Annotated in this window: 22 protein-coding genes; 4 read left to right on the top strand and 18 right to left on the bottom strand. The window is 71.6% G+C overall.

The window, feature by feature from the left end:
- Positions 1-3 precede the first annotated feature (3 nt).
- Positions 4-1482: an aldehyde dehydrogenase family protein gene (locus tag ABT070_RS05485; RefSeq protein ID WP_351755028.1), complete on the top strand. Its 1479-nt coding sequence runs from the start codon at positions 4-6 to the stop codon at positions 1480-1482.
- 123 nt (positions 1483-1605) lie between these two features.
- Here ABT070_RS05485 and ABT070_RS05480 read toward each other — a convergent pair whose 3' ends face one another.
- The 12 genes from ABT070_RS05480 to ABT070_RS05425 all read right to left on the bottom strand — a co-directional run bounded on the left by ABT070_RS05480 (position 1606) and on the right by ABT070_RS05425 (position 14030).
- Positions 1606-2541: a LacI family DNA-binding transcriptional regulator gene (locus tag ABT070_RS05480; RefSeq protein ID WP_351755025.1), complete on the bottom strand. Its 936-nt coding sequence runs from the start codon at positions 2539-2541 to the stop codon at positions 1606-1608.
- Between the two features lie 101 nt (positions 2542-2642).
- Positions 2643-3530, bottom strand: coding sequence for a bifunctional 5,10-methylenetetrahydrofolate dehydrogenase/5,10-methenyltetrahydrofolate cyclohydrolase (locus tag ABT070_RS05475; protein WP_351755023.1), 888 nt, complete (start codon positions 3528-3530; stop codon positions 2643-2645).
- 185 nt (positions 3531-3715) lie between these two features.
- Positions 3716-4621 (bottom strand): formyltetrahydrofolate deformylase, encoded by a 906-nt coding sequence (gene purU / locus ABT070_RS05470; RefSeq protein WP_351755020.1) that lies wholly within the window; start codon positions 4619-4621, stop codon positions 3716-3718.
- A complete protein-coding gene (locus ABT070_RS05465; RefSeq protein WP_351755018.1) occupies positions 4618-5490 on the bottom strand; it encodes a methylenetetrahydrofolate reductase in 873 nt (290 codons plus the stop codon). The genes purU and ABT070_RS05465 overlap by 4 nt, the downstream gene beginning before the upstream one ends.
- A gap of 37 nt (positions 5491-5527) precedes the next feature.
- On the bottom strand, positions 5528-6880 hold the full coding sequence (locus ABT070_RS05460) for an aminomethyl transferase family protein (protein ID WP_351755015.1): 1353 nt from the start codon (positions 6878-6880) through the stop codon (positions 5528-5530).
- A 347-nt stretch (positions 6881-7227) separates the two neighbouring features.
- Positions 7228-7980, bottom strand: a complete 753-nt coding sequence (locus tag ABT070_RS05455; RefSeq protein WP_351755012.1) for an SDR family NAD(P)-dependent oxidoreductase — start codon at positions 7978-7980, stop codon at positions 7228-7230.
- Positions 7977-8906 (bottom strand): fumarylacetoacetate hydrolase family protein, encoded by a 930-nt coding sequence (locus tag ABT070_RS05450; RefSeq protein WP_351755009.1) that lies wholly within the window; start codon positions 8904-8906, stop codon positions 7977-7979. The genes ABT070_RS05455 and ABT070_RS05450 overlap by 4 nt, the downstream gene beginning before the upstream one ends.
- A gap of 13 nt (positions 8907-8919) precedes the next feature.
- The gene (locus tag ABT070_RS05445) at positions 8920-9852 is read right to left on the bottom strand and encodes a VOC family protein (protein ID WP_351755006.1); all 933 of its coding nucleotides are present in this window, start codon (positions 9850-9852) and stop codon (positions 8920-8922) included.
- 5 nt (positions 9853-9857) lie between these two features.
- On the bottom strand, positions 9858-10865 hold the full coding sequence (locus ABT070_RS05440) for an amidohydrolase family protein (RefSeq protein ID WP_351755003.1): 1008 nt from the start codon (positions 10863-10865) through the stop codon (positions 9858-9860).
- On the bottom strand, positions 10862-11992 hold the full coding sequence (locus tag ABT070_RS05435) for an FAD-dependent oxidoreductase (RefSeq protein ID WP_351755000.1): 1131 nt from the start codon (positions 11990-11992) through the stop codon (positions 10862-10864). Before ABT070_RS05435 ends, ABT070_RS05440 begins: the two co-directional genes overlap by 4 nt.
- A 23-nt stretch (positions 11993-12015) precedes the next feature.
- Entirely contained in the window at positions 12016-12978 is a 963-nt protein-coding gene (locus ABT070_RS05430; RefSeq protein ID WP_351754997.1) for a cyclase family protein, read from the bottom strand.
- A complete protein-coding gene (locus ABT070_RS05425) occupies positions 12975-14030 on the bottom strand; it encodes a fumarylacetoacetate hydrolase family protein (protein ID WP_351754994.1) in 1056 nt (351 codons plus the stop codon). Before ABT070_RS05425 ends, ABT070_RS05430 begins: the two co-directional genes overlap by 4 nt.
- A gap of 126 nt (positions 14031-14156) precedes the next feature.
- On the opposite strand from ABT070_RS05425, the gene ABT070_RS05420 reads away from it, so the two are divergent.
- On the top strand, positions 14157-15095 hold the full coding sequence (locus tag ABT070_RS05420; protein ID WP_351754991.1) for a LysR family transcriptional regulator: 939 nt from the start codon (positions 14157-14159) through the stop codon (positions 15093-15095).
- Positions 15096-15573: 478 nt separating this feature from the next.
- A complete protein-coding gene (locus ABT070_RS05415; protein WP_351754989.1) occupies positions 15574-16905 on the top strand; it encodes an MFS transporter in 1332 nt (443 codons plus the stop codon).
- A gap of 46 nt (positions 16906-16951) precedes the next feature.
- Here ABT070_RS05415 and ABT070_RS05410 read toward each other — a convergent pair whose 3' ends face one another.
- On the bottom strand, positions 16952-17428 hold the full coding sequence (locus ABT070_RS05410; protein ID WP_351754986.1) for an RrF2 family transcriptional regulator: 477 nt from the start codon (positions 17426-17428) through the stop codon (positions 16952-16954).
- A gap of 200 nt (positions 17429-17628) precedes the next feature.
- Here ABT070_RS05410 and ABT070_RS05405 point away from each other — a divergent pair, with 200 nt between their 5' ends.
- Entirely contained in the window at positions 17629-18360 is a 732-nt protein-coding gene (locus ABT070_RS05405) for an SDR family oxidoreductase (RefSeq protein WP_351754983.1), read from the top strand.
- Positions 18361-18392: 32 nt separating this feature from the next.
- Here the strand turns inward: ABT070_RS05405 and ABT070_RS05400 are convergent, their stop codons facing one another.
- The 5 genes from ABT070_RS05400 to ABT070_RS05380 are packed head-to-tail and all read right to left on the bottom strand — an operon-like array spanning position 18393 to position 23132.
- A complete protein-coding gene (locus ABT070_RS05400) occupies positions 18393-19061 on the bottom strand; it encodes a potassium-transporting ATPase subunit C (RefSeq protein ID WP_351754980.1) in 669 nt (222 codons plus the stop codon).
- A gap of 24 nt (positions 19062-19085) precedes the next feature.
- Positions 19086-21179, bottom strand: a complete 2094-nt coding sequence (gene kdpB / locus ABT070_RS05395; protein WP_351754977.1) for a potassium-transporting ATPase subunit KdpB — start codon at positions 21177-21179, stop codon at positions 19086-19088.
- Between the two features lie 29 nt (positions 21180-21208).
- On the bottom strand, positions 21209-22873 hold the full coding sequence (gene kdpA / locus ABT070_RS05390; protein ID WP_351754974.1) for a potassium-transporting ATPase subunit KdpA: 1665 nt from the start codon (positions 22871-22873) through the stop codon (positions 21209-21211).
- A 5-nt stretch (positions 22874-22878) separates the two neighbouring features.
- Positions 22879-22968, bottom strand: a complete 90-nt coding sequence (kdpF, locus tag ABT070_RS05385) for a K(+)-transporting ATPase subunit F (RefSeq protein WP_016434100.1) — start codon at positions 22966-22968, stop codon at positions 22879-22881.
- The gene (locus ABT070_RS05380; protein ID WP_351754972.1) at positions 22965-23132 is read right to left on the bottom strand and encodes a hypothetical protein; all 168 of its coding nucleotides are present in this window, start codon (positions 23130-23132) and stop codon (positions 22965-22967) included. The genes kdpF and ABT070_RS05380 overlap by 4 nt, the downstream gene beginning before the upstream one ends.
- Positions 23133-23172 lie beyond the last annotated feature (40 nt).

Below are 23172 nucleotides of genomic sequence, written 5' to 3'. Positions count from 1 at the left end.
TTGATGACCACCACCGCCACCGCCCCCCTCGACATCCGCGCCCTGCTCCCCGACGGCCTTCATCTCATCGCCGGTGAATGGGTGCCCGCGCGTTCACGGGCCACTCTCGACGTCGTCGACCCGGCCACCGGCGCGGTGCTCGCCCGCGTACCGCGCGGGACCGCCGAGGACATCGACGACGCCGTGCGCGCCGCCGAGGCCGCGCTGCCCGCCTGGCGCGACACCAGCCCCGCCGTACGCGGTGAACTCCTCTACCGCTGGGCCGAGTCGGTGCGCGAACACGACGACGACATCAACCGGCTGGAGGCGATGGAGGTCGGCCACCCGGTAGGCCCCTCCCCCATCGCCGCGCGGCTCACCTACCTCGCCGGCAAGGCGGACAAGGTCTTCGGCGACACCCTGCCGACCCGCTCCCCGGACGTCCTGGGACTGACCCTGCGCGAGCCGTACGGCGTGGTCGGCGCGATCATCCCGTGGAACGCGCCCGGCCCGATGACCGTCTTCAACACCGCCGCGCCGATCGCCGCCGGGAACACCGTCGTCCTCAAGCCCGCCGAGGACGCCCCGCTCACCGCCCTCTATCTGGCCCGGCTGGCCCAGGAGGCGGGCATCCCGCCCGGCGTGTTCAACGTCGTCACCGGATACGGCGGTGAAGCCGGCGCCGCCCTGCCCGCGCACCCCGGCATCCGCAAGATGAGCTTCACCGGCTCGCCCGCCACCGGCACCGCCGTGATGGAGGCCTGCGCCCGCAATCTGATCCCGCTGCAGCTCGAACTCGGCGGCAAGTCCCCGCAGATCGTGCTGCCCGACGCGGATCTCGACAAGGCCGTCCCGGCGATCGTGCGCAGCATCGTCATGAACAGCGGTCAGGTCTGCGCCGCCGGCTCCCGCGTCCTGGTCCACTCCTCGCTGCACGACCGGCTCGTCGACGCGCTCGCCGAGAGCTTCCGCGCGGTCCGCGTCGGGCTGTGGGACCAGCCCGTCGACATGGGCCCGCTGATCAACGCCCGGCAGGAGAGGCGGGTGCTGGACTATCTGACGATCGGCCGCGAGGAGGGCGCCGAAGTCGTCGTGGGCGGCGGCAAGTTGACGGGCGAACCGTACGACGGCGGCTTCTTCGTCGAGCCGACCCTGTTCGACCGGGTCAAGCCCGGCATGCGCATCGCCCAGGAGGAGATCTTCGGCCCGGTGCTCTCCGTGCTCACCTACGAGGACGAGGAGGAGGCCGTCGCCGTCGCCAACGGCACCCGCTACGGACTGACCGCCACCGTGTGGACCCGGGACGTCGGGCGCGCCGTACGGCTGGCCCGCCGGGTCCAGGCCGGCCAGGTCGCCGTCAACACCCTCGGCGACGGCGGTCCGGCCGGGGCGATCGGCGCGCCCTTCGGCGGCTACAGGCACAGCGGCTTCGGCCGCTCCATGGGCCCCGACTACCTGGAGGACTGGACCCAGGTGAAGTGCGTCGTCATCAACTCGGCCTGAAGCGACGGCAAGGGGCAGGAGACGGGGGCACGGGAGTCACCTCGTGCCCCCGCCGCCCTGACCTCGCGCCGCGCGGTCCCCGGCCTGCCGCACGGGACCACCACCTCGGTCGTTCGACGTCGGTCAGACGGACGCGCGGTCCACGATCCGGCCGGGCGCCGGGGCCAGGCCCTCCGTGTCGATGCCCAGGGCATGCCGCGCGGCGATCCGTCCGAGGATCTCGGCGTCGATGTGCACGGTGGTGAGCGCGGGTGTGGACAGGGAGCCGTACTCGGTGTCGTCGAAGCCGATCACGGCCACGTCCTCGGGCACCCGCAGCCCGAGGTCACGCAGGGCCGTGAGGCTGCGCAGCGCGATGTCGTCGTCGAAGGCGGCCAGGGCGGTCACCTCCGCGTGCGCCGCCAGGAACGTCTTCACCGCGGCCGCGCCGGCCTCCCTCGGCCGTGGCACGACCAGGCGTTCCAGGGGCGCGAGTCCGCGTCGCCCCGCCGCCTCCCGGGCGAAGCCGAGCCGGGCCTCGGTCAGCGGGAACTCGTGGTCGGGCAGAGCCATCGCGATCCGGGTGTGCCCGCGTTCGGCGAGGAAGCCGATCTGCAGCGCGGCGTTGGCGGCGAAGCCGCTCTCCCGGTCCTGCACGTCCGACTCGTCCGGCCCGTGTCCGCGCATGTAGGCCTCGCCGAGCCTGAGCACCGCCCGCGGCACGATCGCGTCGAGGATCTTCTGCGTGGCCTCGGGCGCCGCGTGTCCGTACCGGACGAGGAGGACGTGGTCGTGCTCGGCCAGTTCCTCGTCGAGGCCCCGGACGTAACTCCGGGAGAAGTTGCCCTCGATGCCCCGGTCGACATTGAGCACGACGATGCGCGAGGACCCCTCGCGCAGGGCGCGGGCGATGCCGTGCGGGACGTACCCCAGCTCTCGGGCGGCCTCCGTGACCCGCTCCCGGGTGGCCGCCGAGATCGTCTGCCGGGGGTCGTCGTTCAGCACGAAGCTCACCGTCGCCCGTGACACCCCGGACGCCTCGGCGACGTCGCTCAGCGTCACCCGACCGGAACGGCCCATGCCGACCCACTCCCTCGCAGCCGGACCACGCGCCCCCGACGAGGCGCACCACCGCGGTGTCCCACCTGCGTCGCACCCGTAGAACGATTGAGTCCCGGGCGTCAGCCTACGCGACGGGACGGTGGCCGAGCAGCGACGGGCTCGCGTTCGGCGCCCCACTGGGCGGCACGCAGCGTGTTGACCATGAGCATGGCGATGGTCATGGGTCCCACGCCGCCCGGCACGGGGGTGATCCGGCCGGCGATCCCGTCGAGTTCGGCGGAACGGACGTCACCGGTCAGGCCCTGCGGCGTCCGGTGGATCCCGGCGTCGATGACGACGGCACCGGGCGCCACGTGTTCGGAGCCGACGAGACCGGGGACGCCGGTGGCGACCACGACGATGCCGGCGGCCCGGGTGACGGCCGCGAGGTCGGTGGTGTGTTCGTGCGCGATCGACACGGTCGCGCCGCGCCGCAGGAGCAGTTGGGCCAGCGGCCGCCCGACGAGTGCGCCCCAGCCGACCACGGCGACACGGGCGCCCTTGAGCACGATGCCCTCGGCGTCGAGGAGTTCGACGACGCCGCTGGGTGTGCAGGGCCGCAGTCCGCGTTCCCCGCGGGCGAGCAGACCGGCGCTGGCGGTGGTGAGGCCGTCGACGTCCTTGGTGACGGGGATGCGGTCGATCAGGGGGCCGGCGTCCAGCTGCCGGGGCAGCGGGAGTTGCAGCAGGATGCCGGAGACCCGCGGGTCGGCCGCGAGCTCGTCGATCACCGCGGCCACCTCGTCCTGGGTGGCCTGTCCTGGCAGATGCCGGTGGACGTCGCGCATGCCGGCCGCCCGCACGGCGCGGCGCTTGGCGGCGACGTACACGGCGCTCGCCGGATCGTCGCCGACGAGGACGGTCGCCAGTCCGGGAACCGTCCCCGTACCCGCGGCCGAGGCGACCTCCTCGGCGACGCGGGTCCGGATCAGCCGGGCGATCCGGCTGCCGTCGATCGTGGTGGTCATGGTGGCGAACCGCCTTCTGGTGATGGGGAACGCTCCCCCGGGAGAGCCGCGCGGCGCCACGGCCGACGCGGCGGGGACCGGCGCGCCGGCCGTGGCCGACGCGGACCGCGACGGCGAGGCGCCGGACCGGAGCGGCCCGGCGCCAGGCCGTCGCCGCGTACCGCGCGCGGTACCGCACTGTGCCGTCAGGCGAAGACGATGGTGTGGTTGCCGTCGCGGATCACGCGGTCCTCGGCATGCCACAGGACGGCACGGGAGAGCACCGCGCGTTCCACGTCGGCGCCGCGGCGGGTGAGGTCGCCGGCAGTGTGGGCGTGGGTGACGCGCACGACGTCCTGTTCGATGATCGGGCCCTCGTCGAGGTTCTCGGTGACGTAGTGGGCGGTGGCTCCGACCAGCTTCACGCCGCGTTCCTTGGCCTTGGCGTACGGTCCGGCGCCGATGAAGGCGGGCAGGAAGGAGTGGTGGATGTTGATGATCGGGACGCCGACCCGGTCGATGAAGTCCGCCGACAGGATCTGCATGTAGCGGGCCAGGACGACGAAGTCGACGTTGCCCTGGAGCAGCCGGAGGTGTTCCGCCTCCGCACCGGACTTGTCGGCGCCCTGGCAGGGGACATGGAAGAAGGGCACGCCGAAACTCCGTACCTCCTCGGCCACATCGGGATGGTTGGAGATCACCATGGCGACGGTGACGGGGAGTTGGCCCTGCCGGTGACGCCAGAGCAGGTCGAGCAGACAGTGGTCGGACTTCGAGGCGAAGATCGCGACCCGCTTGGGCACGGACAGGTCGCGGAGGGTGTAGCGGAGCCCGAACCCGTCCACCAGGTACCGGTCGAGGTCGGCCCGCAGGGCGGGCAGCGCGGCCCGCAGGCCGTCGAGCCCGAACACGGTCCGCTGGAAGAAGGCGCCGCCCTGCGGATTGTCCGAGTACTGGTCCAGGGAGACGATGTTCGCGCCGTGGCCGCTCAGGGCGGAGGTCACGGCGGCGACGATGCCGGTGGCGTCGGCGCCCTGCACGATGAGCGAGGCCTGCGGGGCGGGCGGGCCGCTCTCGGCGGTGCGGCCCGGGGCGTCCTGGGTGAGGGTCATGCCAGGCTGTCCTTCCGGAAGCGGGCGGCCCAGTCGGAGGTGGCCTTGAGCCCGCCGAACGTATAGAAGTGGATCTTCAGCTCGCCGTGCCGGGCGGGATCGTGGGCCGCCGCGAGGGCGCGCAGGAAGCGGTCCGGTCCCGCCGTGCCCATGAGGTTGGTCAGGGAGAAGCCGTACTTCTTGACGACGGAGGCGCTGGTGCCGACACCGAAGCGGCCCGCGTACGCCAGGAGCCGGCGCACTCCGGCGGGCCCGGGCACACCGATCCTGATCGGCAGGCCGACGCCCCTGCGGCGGGCCTCCTCCACCCAGGCGAGCACCGGGTGGACGTCGAACCCGAACTGGGTGATGACGCCGCCCTCCAGCGGCTGGGCGGCGAGGGCCGCGTGCTTGTCCCCCAGCGCGGACCACAGGGCGGTGCCGTCGATCGCGGGGTGGCCCTCGGGATAGCCGGCGATGCCGACGTGCCGGACGCCGTACTCGCGCAGCAGCCCCGTGTCGATCAGGGACAGCGCGTCCGCGTAGGGGCCCTCGGGGTGTGCCGGGTCCCCTCCGACGAGGAACACGTTGTCGGAGGTGCCGTCCGCGCGCAGTCCGGCCAGGAACCGTTCGAGGTCGGCGCGGGATCCGAGCCGGCGGGCGGATATGTGCGGTACGGGCACGAAGCCGAGCCGTTTGACCGCCCGGGCCGCGTCCAGCCGCAGCTGGAGGTCCTCGTTGCCGAGGAAGGTGACGTTGATCCGGGTGCCCCGGGGGATGGTGTCGCGGGCCTCCTCCAGCTTGGGGACGTCCTTCCCGGTCATCTCCAAGGAGAAGTCGTCCAGCAGCGAGGTGCCGACCGCTGTGCTTACCGTGCTCGCGGGTTGCATCGTGACGTCTCTCGTTTCGCTTCTCGGCCGACCCGCGTCAGCGGTTGTGGCGGTACAGGGTGCGTGCGTGCTCGTTGAACGGGGACGGCCGGACGGTGGCGCGGATGCGGGGGAAGCCGAGGTCGGCCTCGGGGTCGGTGCCGTAACCGGGGTGCTCGCCCCAGACGACCGTCACCTCGGTGCCCGGCGTGGCGTGCTCGGGGTCGATCAGGGTCTGGCTGAGGACCGTGCCCACCGGGTCGATCGACGCGCTCTGCATCGTCATGCCGACCGGACCGGCCGCCGCTCCGGCCGCGCCCTCCACCCGGTGACGGGCGTAGGTGAGGACAAAGCCCGGGTCCTCACCCCCTCCGATGACGGAGCGGACGTCGTCCGGGTCCAGGACGAGGGTGACCTTGGTGCGCAGCGGCTCGTCCTTCGCCTTCAGCAGGGCGTCCCGGCCCACGAAGTCGTGGTTGAAGGAGATCATCTTCCCGTAGCCGAGCTCGTACGGGGACACGTAGTAGTCCTCGATGTCCTCCGAGTAGTAGCTGCCGTTGAGCGGACGCTTGCCCTCGATACCGAACAGGGGCAGGTACCTGCGGTATTCCAGCAGGTCCGGGTCGGTGTAGACACCGGGCACCGGCGAGGGGATCCAGCCGCTCTCCACGCTCGGCGTGGCGTAGGCGCGGGCGCCGACCTGGACCAGCCCGAGCGGCTCGCCGACCTCGAGGAACGTCTCGTGGACGTACGCGGCGTGCTCCCAGGGGCCGATGAACTCGAAGCCGGCCTGACCGGCCATGCCGTGGCGCAGGGCACGCAGGGGGCGCCCGCCCAGCGTGACCGGGCTGGAGTGGAAGAACTTCGTCTCCGGCAGCGGTCCGCCGAACGCCCGCTCGACGAGTTCCGTCGCCAACGGCCCCTGGATCTGGTAGCGGAACAACTTCGGGTCGCCGCCGGGCCGGAAGGCGGAGGACGGGTCGGTGGCGAAGCCGACGTCGTACCCGCCCTTCTCGGCGTGGTACTGCACCCAGTGCTGCGCGGCCGGGATCCCGCTGAGCAGGTACGCGTTCTCGCCCTCGCGGGCCAGGATGCCGTCGGTCACGAGGTGGCCGTGCCGGGTGACGGGCACGTACTGCTTGGCCTGCCCGATCGCGAACTTCTCGAAGTTGTTGGCGCCGTGGTCGGCCAGCACCCGGGTGGCGTCCGGGCCTTCGATCCACATGTCGTACATGTGGTGGGAGAGGTTGAGGAGCGCCACGCCCTGGTGCCAGGCGGCCTGCTCCCGACGCCAGCCGGCGTACTCGCGGTCGACGACCTCGGGCAGCCACGGCTCCGCGTCCGGCCGCCACAGCAGCTTCATCGGAGACCCGGCCTCGTCGATGCCGTGCTGGAGGGAGGGGATGGTCATGTGCGGCTCCTTTGCCGAGCGGGCGTCCCGTCACGTCATACTTAATCGATTTAGTGACGGACAGCCGGAGACCCTCGCGCCGAGGTCCGAGCGGCGGTCCCGGGTTCACTTAATCGATCTAGCGCACGGTAACAAAGCGAGTATCTCCGCACGAGGCGCCGGACGCGGAATCTTTGTGTGCGGTCTCCGTACGCGAGGCACCGGCGCGCCGGCGTACCTTCGCGCCTTCGCGCCTTCGCGCCTTCGCGCCTTCGCGCCTTCGCGCCTACGCAGCAGGGCCTCGGCGACCGCCGTCCCCGCTGCTGCCTGCCGCCGCTGCCGCCGCCGCGCCGGAACTCCTCGTCGGCTCAGGGTGTCGCCTCGCGCAGGGCGTCGGAGACGGACTTGACGCCACCGTGCGCCGTGAGGCCGCCGTCGACGGGGATCTCGGCGCCGGTGATGAAGGAGGCCTCGTCGGACAGCAGGAACACCACGAGCGGGGCGACCTCGTGCGCCGTGCCGGTGCGGCCGAGCGGTGTCTCGCGGACGTTCGCGTCACGGAAGACGGGCGCGGCGGAGGCGGTCATCTCGGTCTCGATGAAGCCGGGGTGGATCGTGTTCACGCGGATGCCGCGCGGGCCGAGCTCGGTCGCGGCGCTCTTCGACAGGCCGCGCAGGGCCCACTTGCTCGCCGTGTAGGCGACCGGATAGTGCCCGGTGAGGGCGGCGGAGGAGCCGACGTTGACGATGGAGGAACCCGGCGGCATCAGCGGGGTCAGGTGCTGGATGCCGAGCAGCGGGCCGGTGACGTTGACGGCGTGGACCCGGGCGAAGTCCTCGGGCCGTACGTCGCCGACGCGGGCGCGCCAGGTGACGCCCGCGTTGTTGACCAGGCCGTGCACCTCGCCGTACGACTCCCGCAGGGACGCGGCCAGTTCGGCCCAGTCGTCCTCGCTGGTGACGTCGAGGCGCCGGCACTCGCCCGTCGGCCGGGCGTCGGTGGCGACGACCCGGGCGCCCTCGCGGGCCAGGGCGTCGGCCTCTGCGGCGCCCTGGCCGCGGGCCGCGCCGGTGACGACCACGACCCTGCCCAGGAGCCTTCCCCGATGCGGCTCGGTCACGGCCGCTCCCGGGTCCGGCGGCGGGCGGCGGGGAGCGGCACGGGATCGACGCCCGCCACCACCGTGTTGGACACCGTGCCGATGCCCTCCACGGTGAGCGTGACCGTGTCACCGGGCTCCAGCGGCGGCGGCGACCGGTATCCGCGCACCCCCCACAGCTCCGCCAGGCAGCCGCCGTTGCCGCAGGTGCCCGAGCCGAGCACGTCGCCGGGGCGCACGACCGTGCCCCGGGAGGCGTAGGCGACCATCTCCTCGAAGGTCCAGCTCATGTTCGACAGGAGATCCTCGCCGACGACCTCGCCGTTCACGGCGGCGGTCAGTGCCAGGCGCAGGAAGCCGTCGGCGTCCCGGTACGGCTCCAGCTCGTCCGAGGTGACCAGGTACGGCCCGAGGGTGGCGGCCGTGTCCTTGCCCTTGCACGGGCCGAGGCGGACCTGCATCTCACGGGACTGGAGGTCCCGGGCCGACCAGTCGTTGAGGATCGTGTAGCCGACGATGTGGTCGCGGGCCTCCTCCGGCGTGAGATCCCGGCCCTCGCGCCCGATCACGGCGGCGACCTCCAGTTCGAAGTCGAGGACCTTCGAGCCGGGAGGCACGGGCACGTCGTCGTACGGCCCGAGCACCGCGTAGGGGTTGGTGAAGTAGAACGTCGGCGCGTCGTACCAGGCCTCCGGCACCCCGCCGGAGCCGTCGACGGAGCGCCGTACGCCCTCGACGTGCTCCTCGAAGGTGACGAAGTCCCGGAGCGTCGCCGGCTCCAGGGGGGCCAGCAGCCGGACGTCGGCGAGCGGGACGGCCGGTCCGACGGGGCGCACCCCGAGGGGCGCATCCAGCGGCGAGGTGCCGTCCGGCAGATGGTGTACGACGGTGTCCTCGACGATCCCGCAGCGGCGGCGGCCCGCATGGACGTAGGTGGCTATGCGCACGGGTCGTCGCTCCTCACACCGGCGGGGCGACGAACACACCGCGGTCGACGTCGTTGAAGGACTCCTTGGCGACGAGTTCGTTCATGGGATTGGCGGTGCCCCACTGGTCGGCGATCTCGGGCCGGGAGAAGTCGTAGACGTGCGGGTGCCAGGTGTCCTCGTCCAGCAGTTCCAGCTCCGTCGTGTACTCGACGGTGTTGCCCTGCGGGTCCAGGAAGTAGGTGAAGGTGTTGTCGCCGGCCGTGTGCCGGCCCGGACCCCAGAGCTTGCGGGCCCCCGAACGCATCACCCGGCCGGAGCCGCGCAGGTACTCGTCGATACCGCGCATCTCGAAGGACACATGGTGCAGGGACGTGTGCGGGCCCTTGGCGATCGCCATGGAGTGGTGCTGGTTGCTGATCCGCATGAAGTGCATGGCCTCGCCCATGCGCGGGTGCATGAGGGTGTCGGAGAGCCGGAAGCCCAGGTGGCGCTCGTACCACTCCCGGGTGCGGTTCAGGTCCGGGGAGTTGAGGACGACGTGCGAGAGCTTGACCGGGACGGCCTCCTTCTCCTCGATCCTGCGGTGCTGTCGTACCTCGACGTCCGCCGAGACCTCGACGGTGCGGCCGTCGACGTCGAAGAAGCGGAAGCCGTAGCCGCCGCCGGGGGTCTCGACCTTGCCCGGCCGCGAGACCAGCCGGACGCCCCCGGCGAGGAGGCCCTCGGCGAGGGTGTCCACGTCCGCCGCGCTCGCCGCGCCGTAGGAGACCAGGTCGAGACGCTTCTCGTCGGCCTTGCGCAGCCGTACGACGTAGCTCTCGGGGCTGCCCTCGGCGGCCAGGAAGGAGATCCCGGAGTCCTCGGCGACCTTGGTCAGGCCCCAGACACCGGCGTAGAAGTCGAGTTGCCTGTCGTAGTCGGGCACGGCGAGGTCGACGTGCCGCAGATGGGTGAGCAGACGCATGGGGGTCAGTCCTTCCGGAGGAGGGCGGCGGCGTTGCCGCCTCGTACGGCGTGGAAGTCGGCGTCGGGCAGCCGGGCCGCGCGCAGCGCGCCGACGGGGTCCTCGGTGCCCATGTCGAAGGGGTAGTCCGAGCCGAGGAGTACGCGGTCGGCGCCGACGGCGCGGACCAGCTCCCGCAGTACGTGCGGGTCGTGGACCAGTGAGTCGAAGTACAGCCGTCCGAGGTAGCTGCTGGGCGGGTGGGCGCAGCCCGCTCCGGCGTCGGCGCGCGTCGACCAGGCGTGGTCGGAGCGGCCGATGTGGGTGGGCAGATAGCCGCCGCCGTGCGCGGCGATCAGCTTCAGCCCGGGGTGCCGGTCCAGTACCCCGGAGAAAACGAGGTGGGAGAGGGCGACGGCGTTCTCGGTGGGCTGGCCCACGGTGTTGGACAGGTACCAGCGGTCCAGGCGCTCGTCGAGCGTGCAGCCGAAGGGGTGCAGGAAGAGGATCGCCCCGGTCGCCTCGGCCCGTGCCCAGAAGGGCTCGTACGCCGGGTCGGACAGTTCCCGGCCCGGGGCGTGGGAGGAGATCTCGACCCCCGACAGGCCTTGTTCCAGGGCGTGTTCGAGAGCGTCCACGGCCTGGGCCGGGTGCTGGAGCGGAACGAGCCCGAGCCCCTTCAGCCGGTCGGGTGCCCGGGCGCAGTGCGCGGCCGTCGCCTCGTTCGCGAGCCGGTACACCTTCTCGGCGCTCTCCTCGTCCGCCCAGTAGTGGTAGTGCGAGGGTGACGGGCTGACCAGCTGCACGTCCACGCCCTGCGCGTCCATGGCGGCCAGCCGCACGGTGACATCGGTGAGCCTCGGGACGCGCTCGCGGACCATGGGGCCGCTGACGGCCAGGGCGGCGGGGCCGTTGCGCCGGGCGTCCAGCTCCCTGGCCGCGGTCAGACCGGGGAGGCCCGCGACGAGGGCGTCGACCTCGGGGAGCAGGACATGGGCGTGGACGTCGACGGTCGGCGACGGGTGATCGGTCACGGCAGTTCCTTGAGCATCGTCATGGTCCGGCCGATCAGGCCGGGGACGTCGGCGTCGCGGACGCCGTCCAGCTGCCACTGCCCGAGCCGCACGGACGCCTCGACGACGGCCCGCACCCGGGGGATGCGGCGCTCGTAGTACCGCTGGAGCAGGTCGTCGTCCCAGTCCCGGCCACCGGTGAGGAGTTCCGCGAGGACGGAGGCGTCCTCCAGGGACATGGCCGCGCCCTGCGCGAGGGTGGGCGGGCAGCAGTGCGCGGCGTCGCCGACCAGTACCACCCGGCCGCGGTGCCAGGAGCCCTCGACCAGCAGCCGGTCGAACCAGGTGTAGTTGACCTTCGCCGGGTCGGTGATGTGCGGGGTGATCTCGGCCCAGTGGCCGCCGTACCCCCGGGTGAGCCGGCGCATCTCGTCGGCGTGGTCGGCCGGGTCGATGGAGGCCCGGTCGCGGCAGGCCTCGACGACATAGGCGTAGAGGGTCTGTTCGCCGGTCGGACAGTAGCCCGCGATGTACGCGGGTCCGCCGTAGGCGAGGTCGGTGCGGACCAGGCCCGTGGGACGCGGGGCGGTGGTGCGCCAGATGGCCATGCCGGTCGGCTCGGGTTTCGCGGTGATGCCGATGGCGGCCCGGGTCGCGGAGTTGAGTCCGTCGGCGGCGATCACCAGGTCGTACCGGGCGGTGCCGCCGTCGCTGAAGCGCACCGAGACGCCCTCGGCGTCCTGGTCCAGGGTCTCGGCGGTGACGCCCAGGCGGACGCCGGCGCCGCCGGCGCGGACCGTGTCGATGAGGATCTGCTGCAACCGGGGCCGCTGCATGCCCAGGGTGGCGGGCAGGTCGTCGCCGCCGGTCCGCAGGTCCTCGGCCTCGTGGAGGAGGGTGCCGTCGGGGGCGATGACGCCGAGCGAGCCGAAGGCCCAGCCGGAGGATTCGACCTGCTCCCGGACACCGAGTTCGCGCAGCACGCGCAGCGCGTTGCCCTGGAGGGTGATGCCGGAGCCGGTCGTGGCGTTCCAGTCGGGCCTGGCCTCGATCAGGTCCACGGTGACGCCGGCGCGGCACAGCAGGACGGTGACGGCGCAGCCTGCGGCGCCGCCGCCGATGACGAGGACCGTGCGGGGTGTGGTCATGGGAAGCTCCCTTGTCGCGCGGGCTACTTGACCGCGACCGGGTTGACGGGTGAGCCGACGGCTCCGGTGATGGGCAGGGGTGCGGCGGTGAGCCAGAACTCGTACCGGCCGTCGGCCGCGCAGTCGGCGGCGAGCGCGTCGAGGTCCCACATCTCCCCGATGAGCAGGCCCATGTTGGGGATGGCGACCTGGTGCAGGGGCTGGAAGGCCGCGTCGAACTCGTTCGGCCGGACCTCGAAGCCCCAGGTGTCGGTGGCGATGGCGGCGATCTCGGTACGGTGCAGCCAGCCCGCCGTGGTGAACGACAGGCCGGGCGAGTCGCCGCCCGCGTAGTCGCCCCAGCCCTCGCGCCGGGCCCGGGCCAGCCGGCCGGTCCGTACGACGACGATGTCACCGCGGCCGACCGCCACGCCGTGCGCGCCGGCGGTCGCGGTCAGGTGCTCCTCGGTGATGGCGAACCCGTCGGGCAACTCGCCTTCGCTTCCCGTGACTCGGCCGACGTCCAGGAGGACTCCGCGCCCCGCGACGTACGGCGCCATGTGCTCGATGCCGGTGACGAGGTCGCCGTCCGAGGTGACGACCCGCTCGGCCGGGCGGCCGTTCCAGGCCTTGCCGTGGTCGAAGATATGGCCGAGCCCGTCCCACTGGGTGGAGCATTGGAGCGGCATCGCGATCACGTCGTCGGCGCCGCCGATGCCGTGCGGGAAACCCTGGTTGCCGAGGGCGGCGTCGGTACCGGTGTCGAGCATGGTGTGCACCGGGTTGGTGCGCCGCCGCCAGCCCTTCTGCGGGCCGTTCATGTCGAAGGACTGCGCGAGCGAGAAACTGACTCCCCGGCGGACCAGTGCGGCGCCTTCGCGGCGCTTCGCCCCGTCGAGGAAGTTCAGGGTGCCCAGCACATCGTCCTCACCCCAACGGCCCCAGTTGGAGTAGGACTTGGCCGCCTCGGCGATCGCGCCCTCGGGGTCGTCGCGGTCCGGACTCACGACGCCGCCCGCGCGATACAGCGGGTGCGCTGGGCGCCGAGCCCGGTGATCGAGCCGTCCATGACGTCGCCGTCGCGCAGCAGCCGTCCCCAGTGCATGCCGTTGCCGGCCGGGCTGCCGGTCAACACGAGGTCTCCGGGCAGGAGCCGGGATGTCTGCGAGGCGTACGACACCAGCCGGGCGATGCCGAAGAGCATGTCCTCGGTGGACTCGTCCTGCATGGTCTCGCCGTTCAGCTTGAGGGTGACCCGCAGATCGCCCGGGTCGGCGACGGACGCGGCCGGCACGATCCAGGGGCCGAGCGGGGTGAAACCGGGTGCGTTCTTGCTGCGCAGCCAGTCCGTGCCGATGGCCTTCATGTCCCGGCGGAAGACGGTGGCGCGGTCGGTGAGGTCGTTGGCGATCGTGTACCCGGCGACGTGCGCCAGGGCCTCCGACACGGGCACCTGGTAGGCCGGCCGACCGATGACGACCGCCAACTCCAGCTCCCAGTCGGGCTGTTCGGCCCAGGAAGGCAGGACCACATCGTCATAGGGCCCGGTGATCGCGCTCGGCAGACCGATGAACACGTACGGCAGGTCCTCCGCCGCCCGCCGGTCCATGACCTCGGCGATCTCCGCCCGGGCCGCCTCCGGTGTGCGGGGGTCGTCGGGCGCGCGGTGGGCGACCTCCAGGTCGATCACATGCTGCCGGTAGTTGGCGCCGGACTGGAAGACCTGGCGGGGCTCCACCGGGGCGTGCACCCGCAGCCCGTCGAGCGGCTGCCAGGCGTCGGCGCCGTCCGGGGCGTCGGTGTCGTCTGGGGCGTCGGCGGTATCCGTGGCGTCGGCGGCGTCCGCCGCGAGGGCGGCCAGGCGCGGCAGCGCCTCGTCCCAGCGCTCGAGGAGCCGCCGGATCGTCAGAGCGGGATCGGCGAAGGCGGTGCGAAGGTCCAGGACCCGCCCTTCGGGGACCACGAGACCGGGGAAAGGCGCCTGGTCAGGGGCGGAAAGGGTGCCGAGGGCGAAGGGTCCGGAGAAGGACGCGGACGGGGCTGCGGGTTTCACTGACATGTCCTCCTGATGGCGATGCGACTAATCTGACCCTCCTCCCGTAATCTGGGAAATCGATTCTTTGGATATCGATCATCCATCGGGTGAATAGCGCGCCGCCTGGGGCGGCCTCGGTAGGGAGGCGTTGTGTACCTGTCCGGCCTCGACCTCAATCTCGTCCTGTCCCTGCGGGCGCTGCTGGAGGAACGCAACGTCACCCGCGCCGGACAGCGCATCGGGCTCAGCCAGCCCGCGATGAGCGCGGCCCTGGCCCGACTTCGCCGCCACTTCGACGACGAACTGCTCTCCCGCGTCGGCGGACAGTACGAGCTCACCGCTCTCGGGCGCGCACTCCTCGACCGCACCGCCACCGCCTGTGACCTGCTGGAAAGGGTGTTCAGCAGCAGGGCCGAGTTCGTTCCCGGCAGCGAGGAGCACGAGTTCACCCTGCTCTCCTCCGACTACGCCGTCGCCGTGTTCGGCGCCGAGCTCGCCCGGACCGTGCACGCCGAGGCTCCCGGCGTACGGCTGCGCTTCCAGCGGCCCCCGACCGACGTGACGGAGGAGACGGCGACGCTGCTCAGCACGGCGGACGGGCTGCTAATGCCGCACGGCGTCATCAGCGGCTTCCCGGCCGTCGAGCTGTTCACCGACGGCTGGGCCTTCCTCGTCGCCGAGACCAACGACGAGGTCGGCGACCGGCTGACCATGGACGATCTGGCACGGCTGCCCTGGGTCACCTACCAGCGCACCTACGACGCCCCCGCCGCCCGCCAGTTGAGCATGCTCGGCATCGAACCCCGCGTCGAGGTCTCGGTCGACAGCTTCCAGGTGCTGCCGTTCCTGGTGGCCGGCACCCGGCGGATCGCCCTGGTGCAGCAGCGCCTCGCCGAGCAGCTGAACGGGGTGGCCGCCGTACGCGTCATGGCGGCGCCGTACGAGGTGGTCCCCCTCCAGGAAGCCCTGTGGTGGCACCCGGTCCACACCCACGACGCGGCCCATATCTGGCTGCGCGAGACCGCCGCCCGGGTGGGAGCGGAGCTGAGCGCGCCCGCATCCGGATCCCGGGCCGCATCCAGGGCATGAATGATCCACATCCTCGATCCGGATCGGCCGGGGGGTAGGCAGGTCCTCCCCGGTACCTCATAGTCGTCTCCACCCGACGCCGGAGCCGCCCCACTCACCGGTGCCGGGGCGGCGCGGAGCCCGGTGAGCCGACCGGCTTTCGTGATCGTCGTCGCAACGCCCGGAACCGGTGCCCCACCCTCCGGTCCCACCCACCCCCGTGCCCCGCCCGCGCTCCGGACCCGCCCTGCGCTCCGGACCTGCCTTGCACCCCGGTTCCGTGCCGTGTCCCGGCTTCTTGCCGCGTCCCGGTTCCGTGCCGCGTCCCGGACCTGCCGTGCGTTCCGGTTCCGTCCCGTGTTCCGGATCAGCTCCGCGTTCCGGTTCCGTCCCGTGTCCCGGATCAGCTCCGCGTTCCGGTTCCGTCCCGTGTTCCGGGTGGCCTCACCGAGACGGCCGCACCCCGTTCCCCCTCCGATACGCCAGGTGGAGTTCCCGCATGCCCGCTCCCGTGCCCCCGCTCCCGTCCCCGCCGCTCGCCGCCGGCGAGGACGCGCCGGCCGAACAGTCCGCGTCCGGTGCCGCCCACCGGCTTCGCATCACGCTGCTGATGGCCGGCAGCTGTCTGCCCGTCCTGGGCGCCGTGCTCATCGCTCCCGTCCTGCCGCGGATGCGGGACCACTTCGCCGGGACGCCCGGCGCCGAAGCGCTGGTCCCCATGGCCCTGACGATCCCGGCCCTGTCCCTGGCGCTGCTGGCCCCCTTCGCCGGCATCCTCGTCGACCGGCTCGGCCGCGAACGTCTCCTCGTGATCGCCACCGTGCTCTACGCGATCGTCGGCACCGCCCCGCTGTGGCTGGACTCCCTCGGCGCCATCGTCGCCAGCCGCGCCCTCGTCGGGGTGGTCGAGGCCGCCATCATGACCTGCTGCACCACGCTGATCGGCGACTACTACTCCGGCCGGCAACGCGACCGCTACCTGGCCATGCAGACGATGTGCGCCTCGGTCTCCGCGACGGCCTTCTTCGCCCTGGGCGGCGCGGCAGGATCGGCCGGCTGGCGCACGCCGTTCTGGGCCTACGCCGTCAGCCTGCTCCTCGCCCCCGCCATGGCCGCCTTCCTGCCCCGGCCCCGGCGCCTGCCCCTGCCCCTGCCCCTGCCCCTGCCGGCCGACGGGACCGGCGCCGTCTCCTCCCGCACCCCGACCGACGACAGGGCCCCCGCCTCCTCGCCCACCATGTCCCCTGAGCGGGCCGGGCGTTCCTTCCCCTGGCGGCCGCTGGCCGGGACATGCGCGCTCACCGTCTTCGGCGCCGTCCTCTTCTACGCCGTCCAGGTCGAGATGGCCTTCCTCCTCGACGACATGGGCGTGACCGACCCCGGCACGATCGGGCTCGCCATCGCGGCCTCCAGCGTCGCGACCGTGATCGGTGCGGTCGTCTTCACCAGGCTCGGCCGCACCCCGGACGCCTGGCTGCCCGCCGTCTTCGCCCTGTGCGCCCTGGGTTTCGCCGTGATCTGGCTCGCCGCCGACCCCGTCGCACTGACCGTCGGCGCCATGATCAACTGCTTCGGCGGCGGCATCATGCTGCCGAGCCTGCTCACCCTGGCCCTGTCCAAGCTCGACCACGCCGATCGCGGCCGCGGCACCGGTCTGTGGACGGGGTCCTTCTTCATCGGCCAGTTCATCTGCCCGCTCGTGGTCCTCGCGCTCACCTCGGCCGTCGGCAGCCTGACAGGAGCGCTGGGCGTGCTCGCCCTCGCCGGATCCGTCGGCGCGGCCGGTCTCGGCCTCGCCGCCCGCCGGCACGCGCCCCCCACCGCGAGGTGACGATCCTCCGGCACCCCTGAGCGGCGGGCAGCAGGTCGTCCCGGTCTCAGCTGCCGGCCGGGCTCAGCCAGGCGCCGATGCCGGCGAGGGCGCCGTTCCCGTAGTCCGACTCGACGCCGGCGGCCAGGTCGGCGATGGTGACGGACCCCAGGGACGCGCGCCACGCCGACTCGGCGGAGGCCATGGCACGGGAGATCGCGCACGGGGCGGTGCAGGCCTCGGGCGGACTCGCCATCGGGCCGCGCCGGCGGATCTCCGTGCACACGAACGCCGGGCCCGGTCCGTCGATCGCCTCGACGACGTCGAGCACCGTGATCAACGCGGGCGACCGGGTCAGCACGTACCCCCCGGACTTCCCCTGCACCGCCTGTACGAGCCCGGCGCGAGAAAGGGCCTGGAGCTGCTTGGCGAGATAGGTGGGCGGGACGTCGTGCAGCTGTGCGAGCCGCGCCGCCGGCACCGGTTCCTCCACCGAGGTCAGCACGACGCAGCAGTGCAGAGCCCACTCCACGCCACCGGACATTTTCACCCCCTCACCCTACCCGCGCGCCATTGACACGGACACAAGATGTCCGAGTATTATCCCGGATATAAAGTGTCCGAGTTAAGGCGCGGCACGGCGGCACCGCCACGGCAGTGGTTACATGAGCCGCACAAGACTCATAGACCACATAGACCACATGTACCGCGTAACGGGCACAGTCATCCAGGGAAGGGCAGATCATGAAGTTCGCAGTCATCGGCGGCACCGGGCTGATCGGGTCGCAGGTCGTGAAGAACCTCGACGCGGCCGGACACCAGGCCGTCCCGCACTCACCGTCCACGGGAGTGGACATCATCACCGGCCAGGGCCTCGAGGCGGCCCTCGCGGGCGCGGACGTCGTCGTCAACCTGTCGAACTCCCCGACCTTCGACGAGGCTTCGCTCGCCTTCTTCCGGACCTCGATGGACAACCTGCTCGCCGCGAGCGAGAAGGCCGGAGTCGGCCACTTCGTGATCCTCTCCATCGTCGGCGTGGACCAGGTTCCCGACCTGGACTACTACCGCGCGAAGGTCCTCCAGGAGGACATCCTCAAAGCCGGGGCCGTCCCCTACTCCATCGTCCGCGCCACCCAGTTCATGGAGTTCATGGACGCGGTCCTGTCCTGGACCGCCGACGGTGACACCGTCCGCCTGCCCGCCACGCCGATCCAGCCGATCGCCGCCGCGGACGTGGCCCGCTTCGTCGCCGAGACGGCGGCGGGCGCACCCCTGAACGGCGTCCTCGACATCGCGGGCCCCGACCGCTACCCCCTCGACGAACTCGGCCGGCTCACCCTCGCCGCCAGGAGCGACACGCGGACCGTCGTCACCGACGCCGGCGCCGGTATGTTCGCCGCCGTGGACGGTGACGTCCTCGCCGCCCCGGACGGCGCCCGCATCGCCCCCACCCACTACACCGACTGGCTCTCCTGACCGCCGGCTCCCCCGGGCCGCGCGGCACGCCATCAGCCCTTCGCCACCAGGGCCTTGAGCGCGATGTTGAGCTCCAGGACGTTCACCCGGGGCTCACCGAGGAAGCCCAGGGTGCGGCCGTCGGTGTGCTCGTCGACCAGTTTCCGCACCCGGGCGACGGACAGGCCGTTCCTCTCGGCCACCCGGTACACCTGGAGGTCCGCGTACTGCGGGGAGATGTCCGGGTCCAGTCCGGAGCCCGATGAGGTGACCGCGTCCGCGGGCACGTCCGAAGGGCTGACCCGGTGACCGGCTGTCGAGTTGTCCTTCACGACCGCCGCCTTCGCGGCCGTCACCCAGTCGATCAGGTCCTGGTTGTCGGCGGACCGGTTGGTGGCGCCGGACAGGATCAGCTTGTACCGGGTGTTGACGCTGTTGGCGCCGAGGCCGTTCTGCGGACGGCCCTGGAACCACTTCAGATCGGGCTCCGGGGTCTCCTGGCCCTTCCGCAACGGCAGGTCGTAGGCCTGGCCGATGAGTGAGGAGCCGACGACCCTGCCGTCCGCCCTGATCTCGGAGCCGTTCGCCTCGCCGGGGAAGACCCCCTGGGCGATCCCGGTGACCGCGAGCGGGTAGGCGACACCCGTCACCAGGGTCAGCACGAGCAGGGCGCGCAGGCCCGCCCACAGCAACCGGGCCGTGTTCGTAACCGAGTTGTTCATAGCCTTCAGCACGCTTTCGAGGAGTTACAGCCCGGGGACGAGGGAGATCAGCAGGTCGATGAGCTTGATGCCGACGAAGGGCGCGACCAGGCCGCCGATGCCGTAGACCGTCAGATTGCGGCGGAGCATCCTGTCCGCGCTGACCGGCCGGTACCGCACGCCCCTCAGGGACAGCGGGACGAGGGCGATGATGATCAGCGCGTTGAAGACGACGGCCGACAGGATCGCGGAGTCCGGTGAGGACAGTCCCATGATGTTGAGCCGGTCCAGGCCCGGGTAGACCGCCGCGAACAGCGCCGGGATGATCGCGAAGTACTTGGCGACGTCGTTGGCGATGGAGAACGTCGTCAACGCGCCCCGGGTGATGAGGAGTTGCTTGCCGATCTCGACGATCTCGATGAGCTTGGTCGGGTCGGAGTCGAGGTCGACCATGTTGCCGGCCTCCTTCGCGGCCGACGTGCCCGTGTTCATCGCCACCCCGACGTCCGCCTGGGCCAGCGCGGGTGCGTCGTTGGTGCCGTCGCCGGTCATCGCGACGAGCTTGCCGCCCGCCTGCTCCCGCTTGATGAGCGCCATCTTGTCCTCGGGGGTGGCCTCCGCGAGGAAGTCGTCGACACCGGCCTCCTCGGCGATCGCCTTCGCCGTCAGCGGGTTGTCGCCGGTGATCATGACGGTCCTGATGCCCATCCGGCGCAGTTCGTCGAACCGCTCGCGCATGCCGTCCTTGACGACGTCCTTGAGGTGAACGACGCCCAGCACCCGGGCGCCGTCCGTGTCTTCGACGGCCACGAGCAGCGGTGTGCCGCCCGCCTCGGCTATCCGGTCGGTGAGCGCGCCGGCGTCCGGGGACACCTCGCCGCCCCGCTCCCGGACCCAGGCGACGACCGAGCCGGCCGCGCCCTTGCGGATCCTGCGCCCGTCGACGTCCACACCCGACATCCGGGTCTGGGCGGTGAAGGCGATCCACTCGGCGCCGGACAGTTCGCCCTGATGGCGCTCGCGCAGCGCGTACCTCTCCTTCGCCAGGACGACGACGGAGCGGCCCTCCGGCGTCTCGTCGGCCAGCGACGAGAGCTGGGCCGCGTCCGCGAGTTCGGCCTCGGTCGTCCCGCGCACCGGCACGAACCCGGCGGCCCGGCGGTTGCCGAGGGTGATGGTGCCGGTCTTGTCGAGGAGCAGGGTCGAGACGTCACCGGCGGCCTCGACGGCCCGGCCGGACATGGCCAGCACGTTGCGCTGCACCAGCCTGTCCATGCCCGCGATGCCGATCGCCGACAGCAGCGCGCCGATCGTGGTGGGGATGAGGCAGACCAGCAGCGCCACCAGCACGACCATCGTGAGGTGGGTGCCCGCGTAGTCCGCGAACGCCGGCAGCGTCGCCACCGCGAGCAGGAAGGCGATCGTGAGCGAGGCGAGCAGGATGTTCAGCGCGATCTCGTTCGGCGTCTTCTGCCGGGCCGCGCCCTCGACCAGGTTGATCATCCGGTCGATGAAGGTCTCGCCCGGCTTCGTCGTGATCCTGACGACGATCCGGTCGGAGAGGACCTTCGTGCCGCCGGTGACCGCGCTCCGGTCACCGCCCGACTCACGGATGACCGGCGCCGACTCGCCGGTGATCGCCGACTCGTCGACGGACGCGACGCCCTCGACGACGTCACCGTCCCCCGGGACGATGTCACCGGCCTCGCACACGACGAGGTCGCCGATGCGCAGTTCGGTGCCGGGTACCTGCTCCTCGCGGTCCCCGGCGAGCCGTCGGGCGACGGTGTCGGTCTTGGCCCTGCGCAGGGTGTCGGCCTGCGCCTTGCCCCGGCCCTCGGCGACCGCTTCCGCCAGGTTGGCGAAGATCACGGTCAGCCACAGCCAGGCGCTGATGGTCCAGCCGAACCAGTCGCCCGGGTCCTTGACGGAGAAGACGGTGGTGAGCAGGGAGCCGATCCACACCACGAACATCACGGGCGACTTGACCATCACCCGCGGATCGAGCTTGCGGAGGGCGTCCGGCAGCGCCTTCACGAGTTGCCTGGGGTCGAAGAATCCCGCACCGACACGGCTCGGGTCCCGGTGACCGGTACGGACGTCCTGGTGGGGTGCGCGGGTGGGAGTGACTGTGGACATCGAGTCCTCTTGCTTCGTTACGTCGGTCGTCATGACGCCAGCCCTTCGGCGAGCGGTCCCAGCGCGAGCGCCGGAAAGTACGTCAGCCCGGTGATGATCAGGATCGCGCCCACCAACAAGCCCGTGAACAGCGGCTTTTCGGTGCGCAGCGTGCCGGCCGAGACCGGTACCGGCCTCTGTTCGGCGAGCGAGCCGGCCAGCGCCAGCACGAACACCATCGGCAGGAAACGGCCGAGGAGCATCGCCAGGCCCAGGGTGCTGTTGAACCACTGCGTGTCCGCGTTCAGACCGGCGAAGGCCGAGCCGTTGTTGTTGGACGCCGAGGTGTAGGCGTAGAGGATCTCGGAGAAGCCGTGCGCGCCCGAGTTGGTCATCGAGTTGCCCGGGGTGGGCAGCGCCATCGCCGCGGCGGTGAAGACGAGTACCAGCGCCGGGGTGATGAGGATGTAGCAGGCCGCGAACTTGATCTCGCGGGTGCCGATCTTCTTGCCCAGGTACTCGGGCGTACGGCCGACCATCAGGCCCGCGACGAACACCGCGATGACCGCCATGATCAGCATGCCGTACAGGCCGGAGCCGGTGCCGCCGGGCGCGATCTCGCCCAGCATCATGCCGAGCATGGTGATACCGCCGCCGAGACCGGTGAAGGAGGAGTGGAAGGAGTCCACGGCGCCGGTCGAGGTGAGCGTCGTCGACACCGCGAAGATGGACGAGGAGCCGATCCCGAAGCGGACCTCCTTCCCCTCCATCGCGCCCCCGGCGATCTGGAGCGCCGGACCGTGATGGGCGAACTCGGTCCACATCATCAGGGCGACGAAGCCGACCCAGATGCCGGCCATCGTCGTGAGGATCGCGTAGCCCTGCCTGACGGAGCCGACCATGATGCCGAAGGTGCGGGTCAGCGCGACCGGGATCACCAGCAGCAGGAAGATCTCGAAGAGGTTGGTGAACGGGGTCGGGTTCTCGAACGGGTGGGCGGAGTTGGCGTTGAAGTAGCCCCCGCCGTTGGTGCCCAGCTCCTTGATGGCCTCCTGCGAGGCGACCGCACCGCCGTTCCACTGCTGCGAGCCGCCGAAGAACTGGCCGACCTCGTGAATGCCGGAGAAGTTCTGGATGGCGCCGCAGGCGACCAGGACGATCGCGGCGACGAAGGCGAGCGGCAGCAGGATACGGACGGTGCCGCGCACCAGGTCCGACCAGAAGTTGCCCAGCTCACCGGTGCGGGACCGCGCGAACCCCCGTACGAGAGCCACCGCCACCGCGATGCCGACGGCCGCGGAGACGAAGTTCTGCACGGCCAGACCCGCGGTCTGCACGACGTGCCCCATGGCCTGCTCGCCGTAGTACGACTGCCAGTTGGTGTTCGTGACGAAGGAGGCGGCGGTGTTGAACGCCTGGTCCGGGTCGATCGCCCGGAAGCCGAGCGAGCCGGGCAGGTGGCCCTGGAGCCGCTGGAGCAGGTAGAGGAAGAGGACGCCGGCCGCCGAGAAGGCCAGCACACCGCGCAGGTAGGCGGGCCAGCGCATCTCGGTGTCCGGGTCGGCGCCGATGCCCTTGTAGATCCACTTCTCGACGCGCCAGTGCCGGCCGGAGGAGTAGACCCTGGACATGTAGGTGCCGAGGGGGATGTGGGCGAGCGCCAGCGCCGCCACGAGAGCCAGCAGTTGGAGCACGCCGGCGAGTACGGGACCCATGCCGCTCAGAACCTCTCCGGGAAGATCAGGGCGAGGACCAGATAGCCCAGCAGGGCGACGGCCACGACGAGGCCGACGATGTTCTCGGCGGTCACAGCTTGGTCACCCCCTTGGCGACGAGGGCCACCAGCGCGAAGACCGCGAGCGTGGTGACGACGAAGGCCAGATCGGCCATCGCGAACTCCTTGAAGAGGTGCGGAAGAGGTACGGACAGATCGAGAGAACACCGTCCGTGGCCGGAAACGACCGTCGTTGACACGTTCCTGACGGGGGCGCCCGCGGCTTTGACGCGGCCCTTA

The sequence above is a fragment of the Streptomyces sp. NPDC002884 genome, assembly GCF_040295245.1.
In the GTDB taxonomy this organism is placed as follows: Bacteria; Actinomycetota; Actinomycetes; order Streptomycetales; family Streptomycetaceae; genus Streptomyces.
The sequence above is the reverse complement of the archived record's forward strand: the minus strand, read 5'-3'. Positions and strand labels throughout refer to the sequence as shown.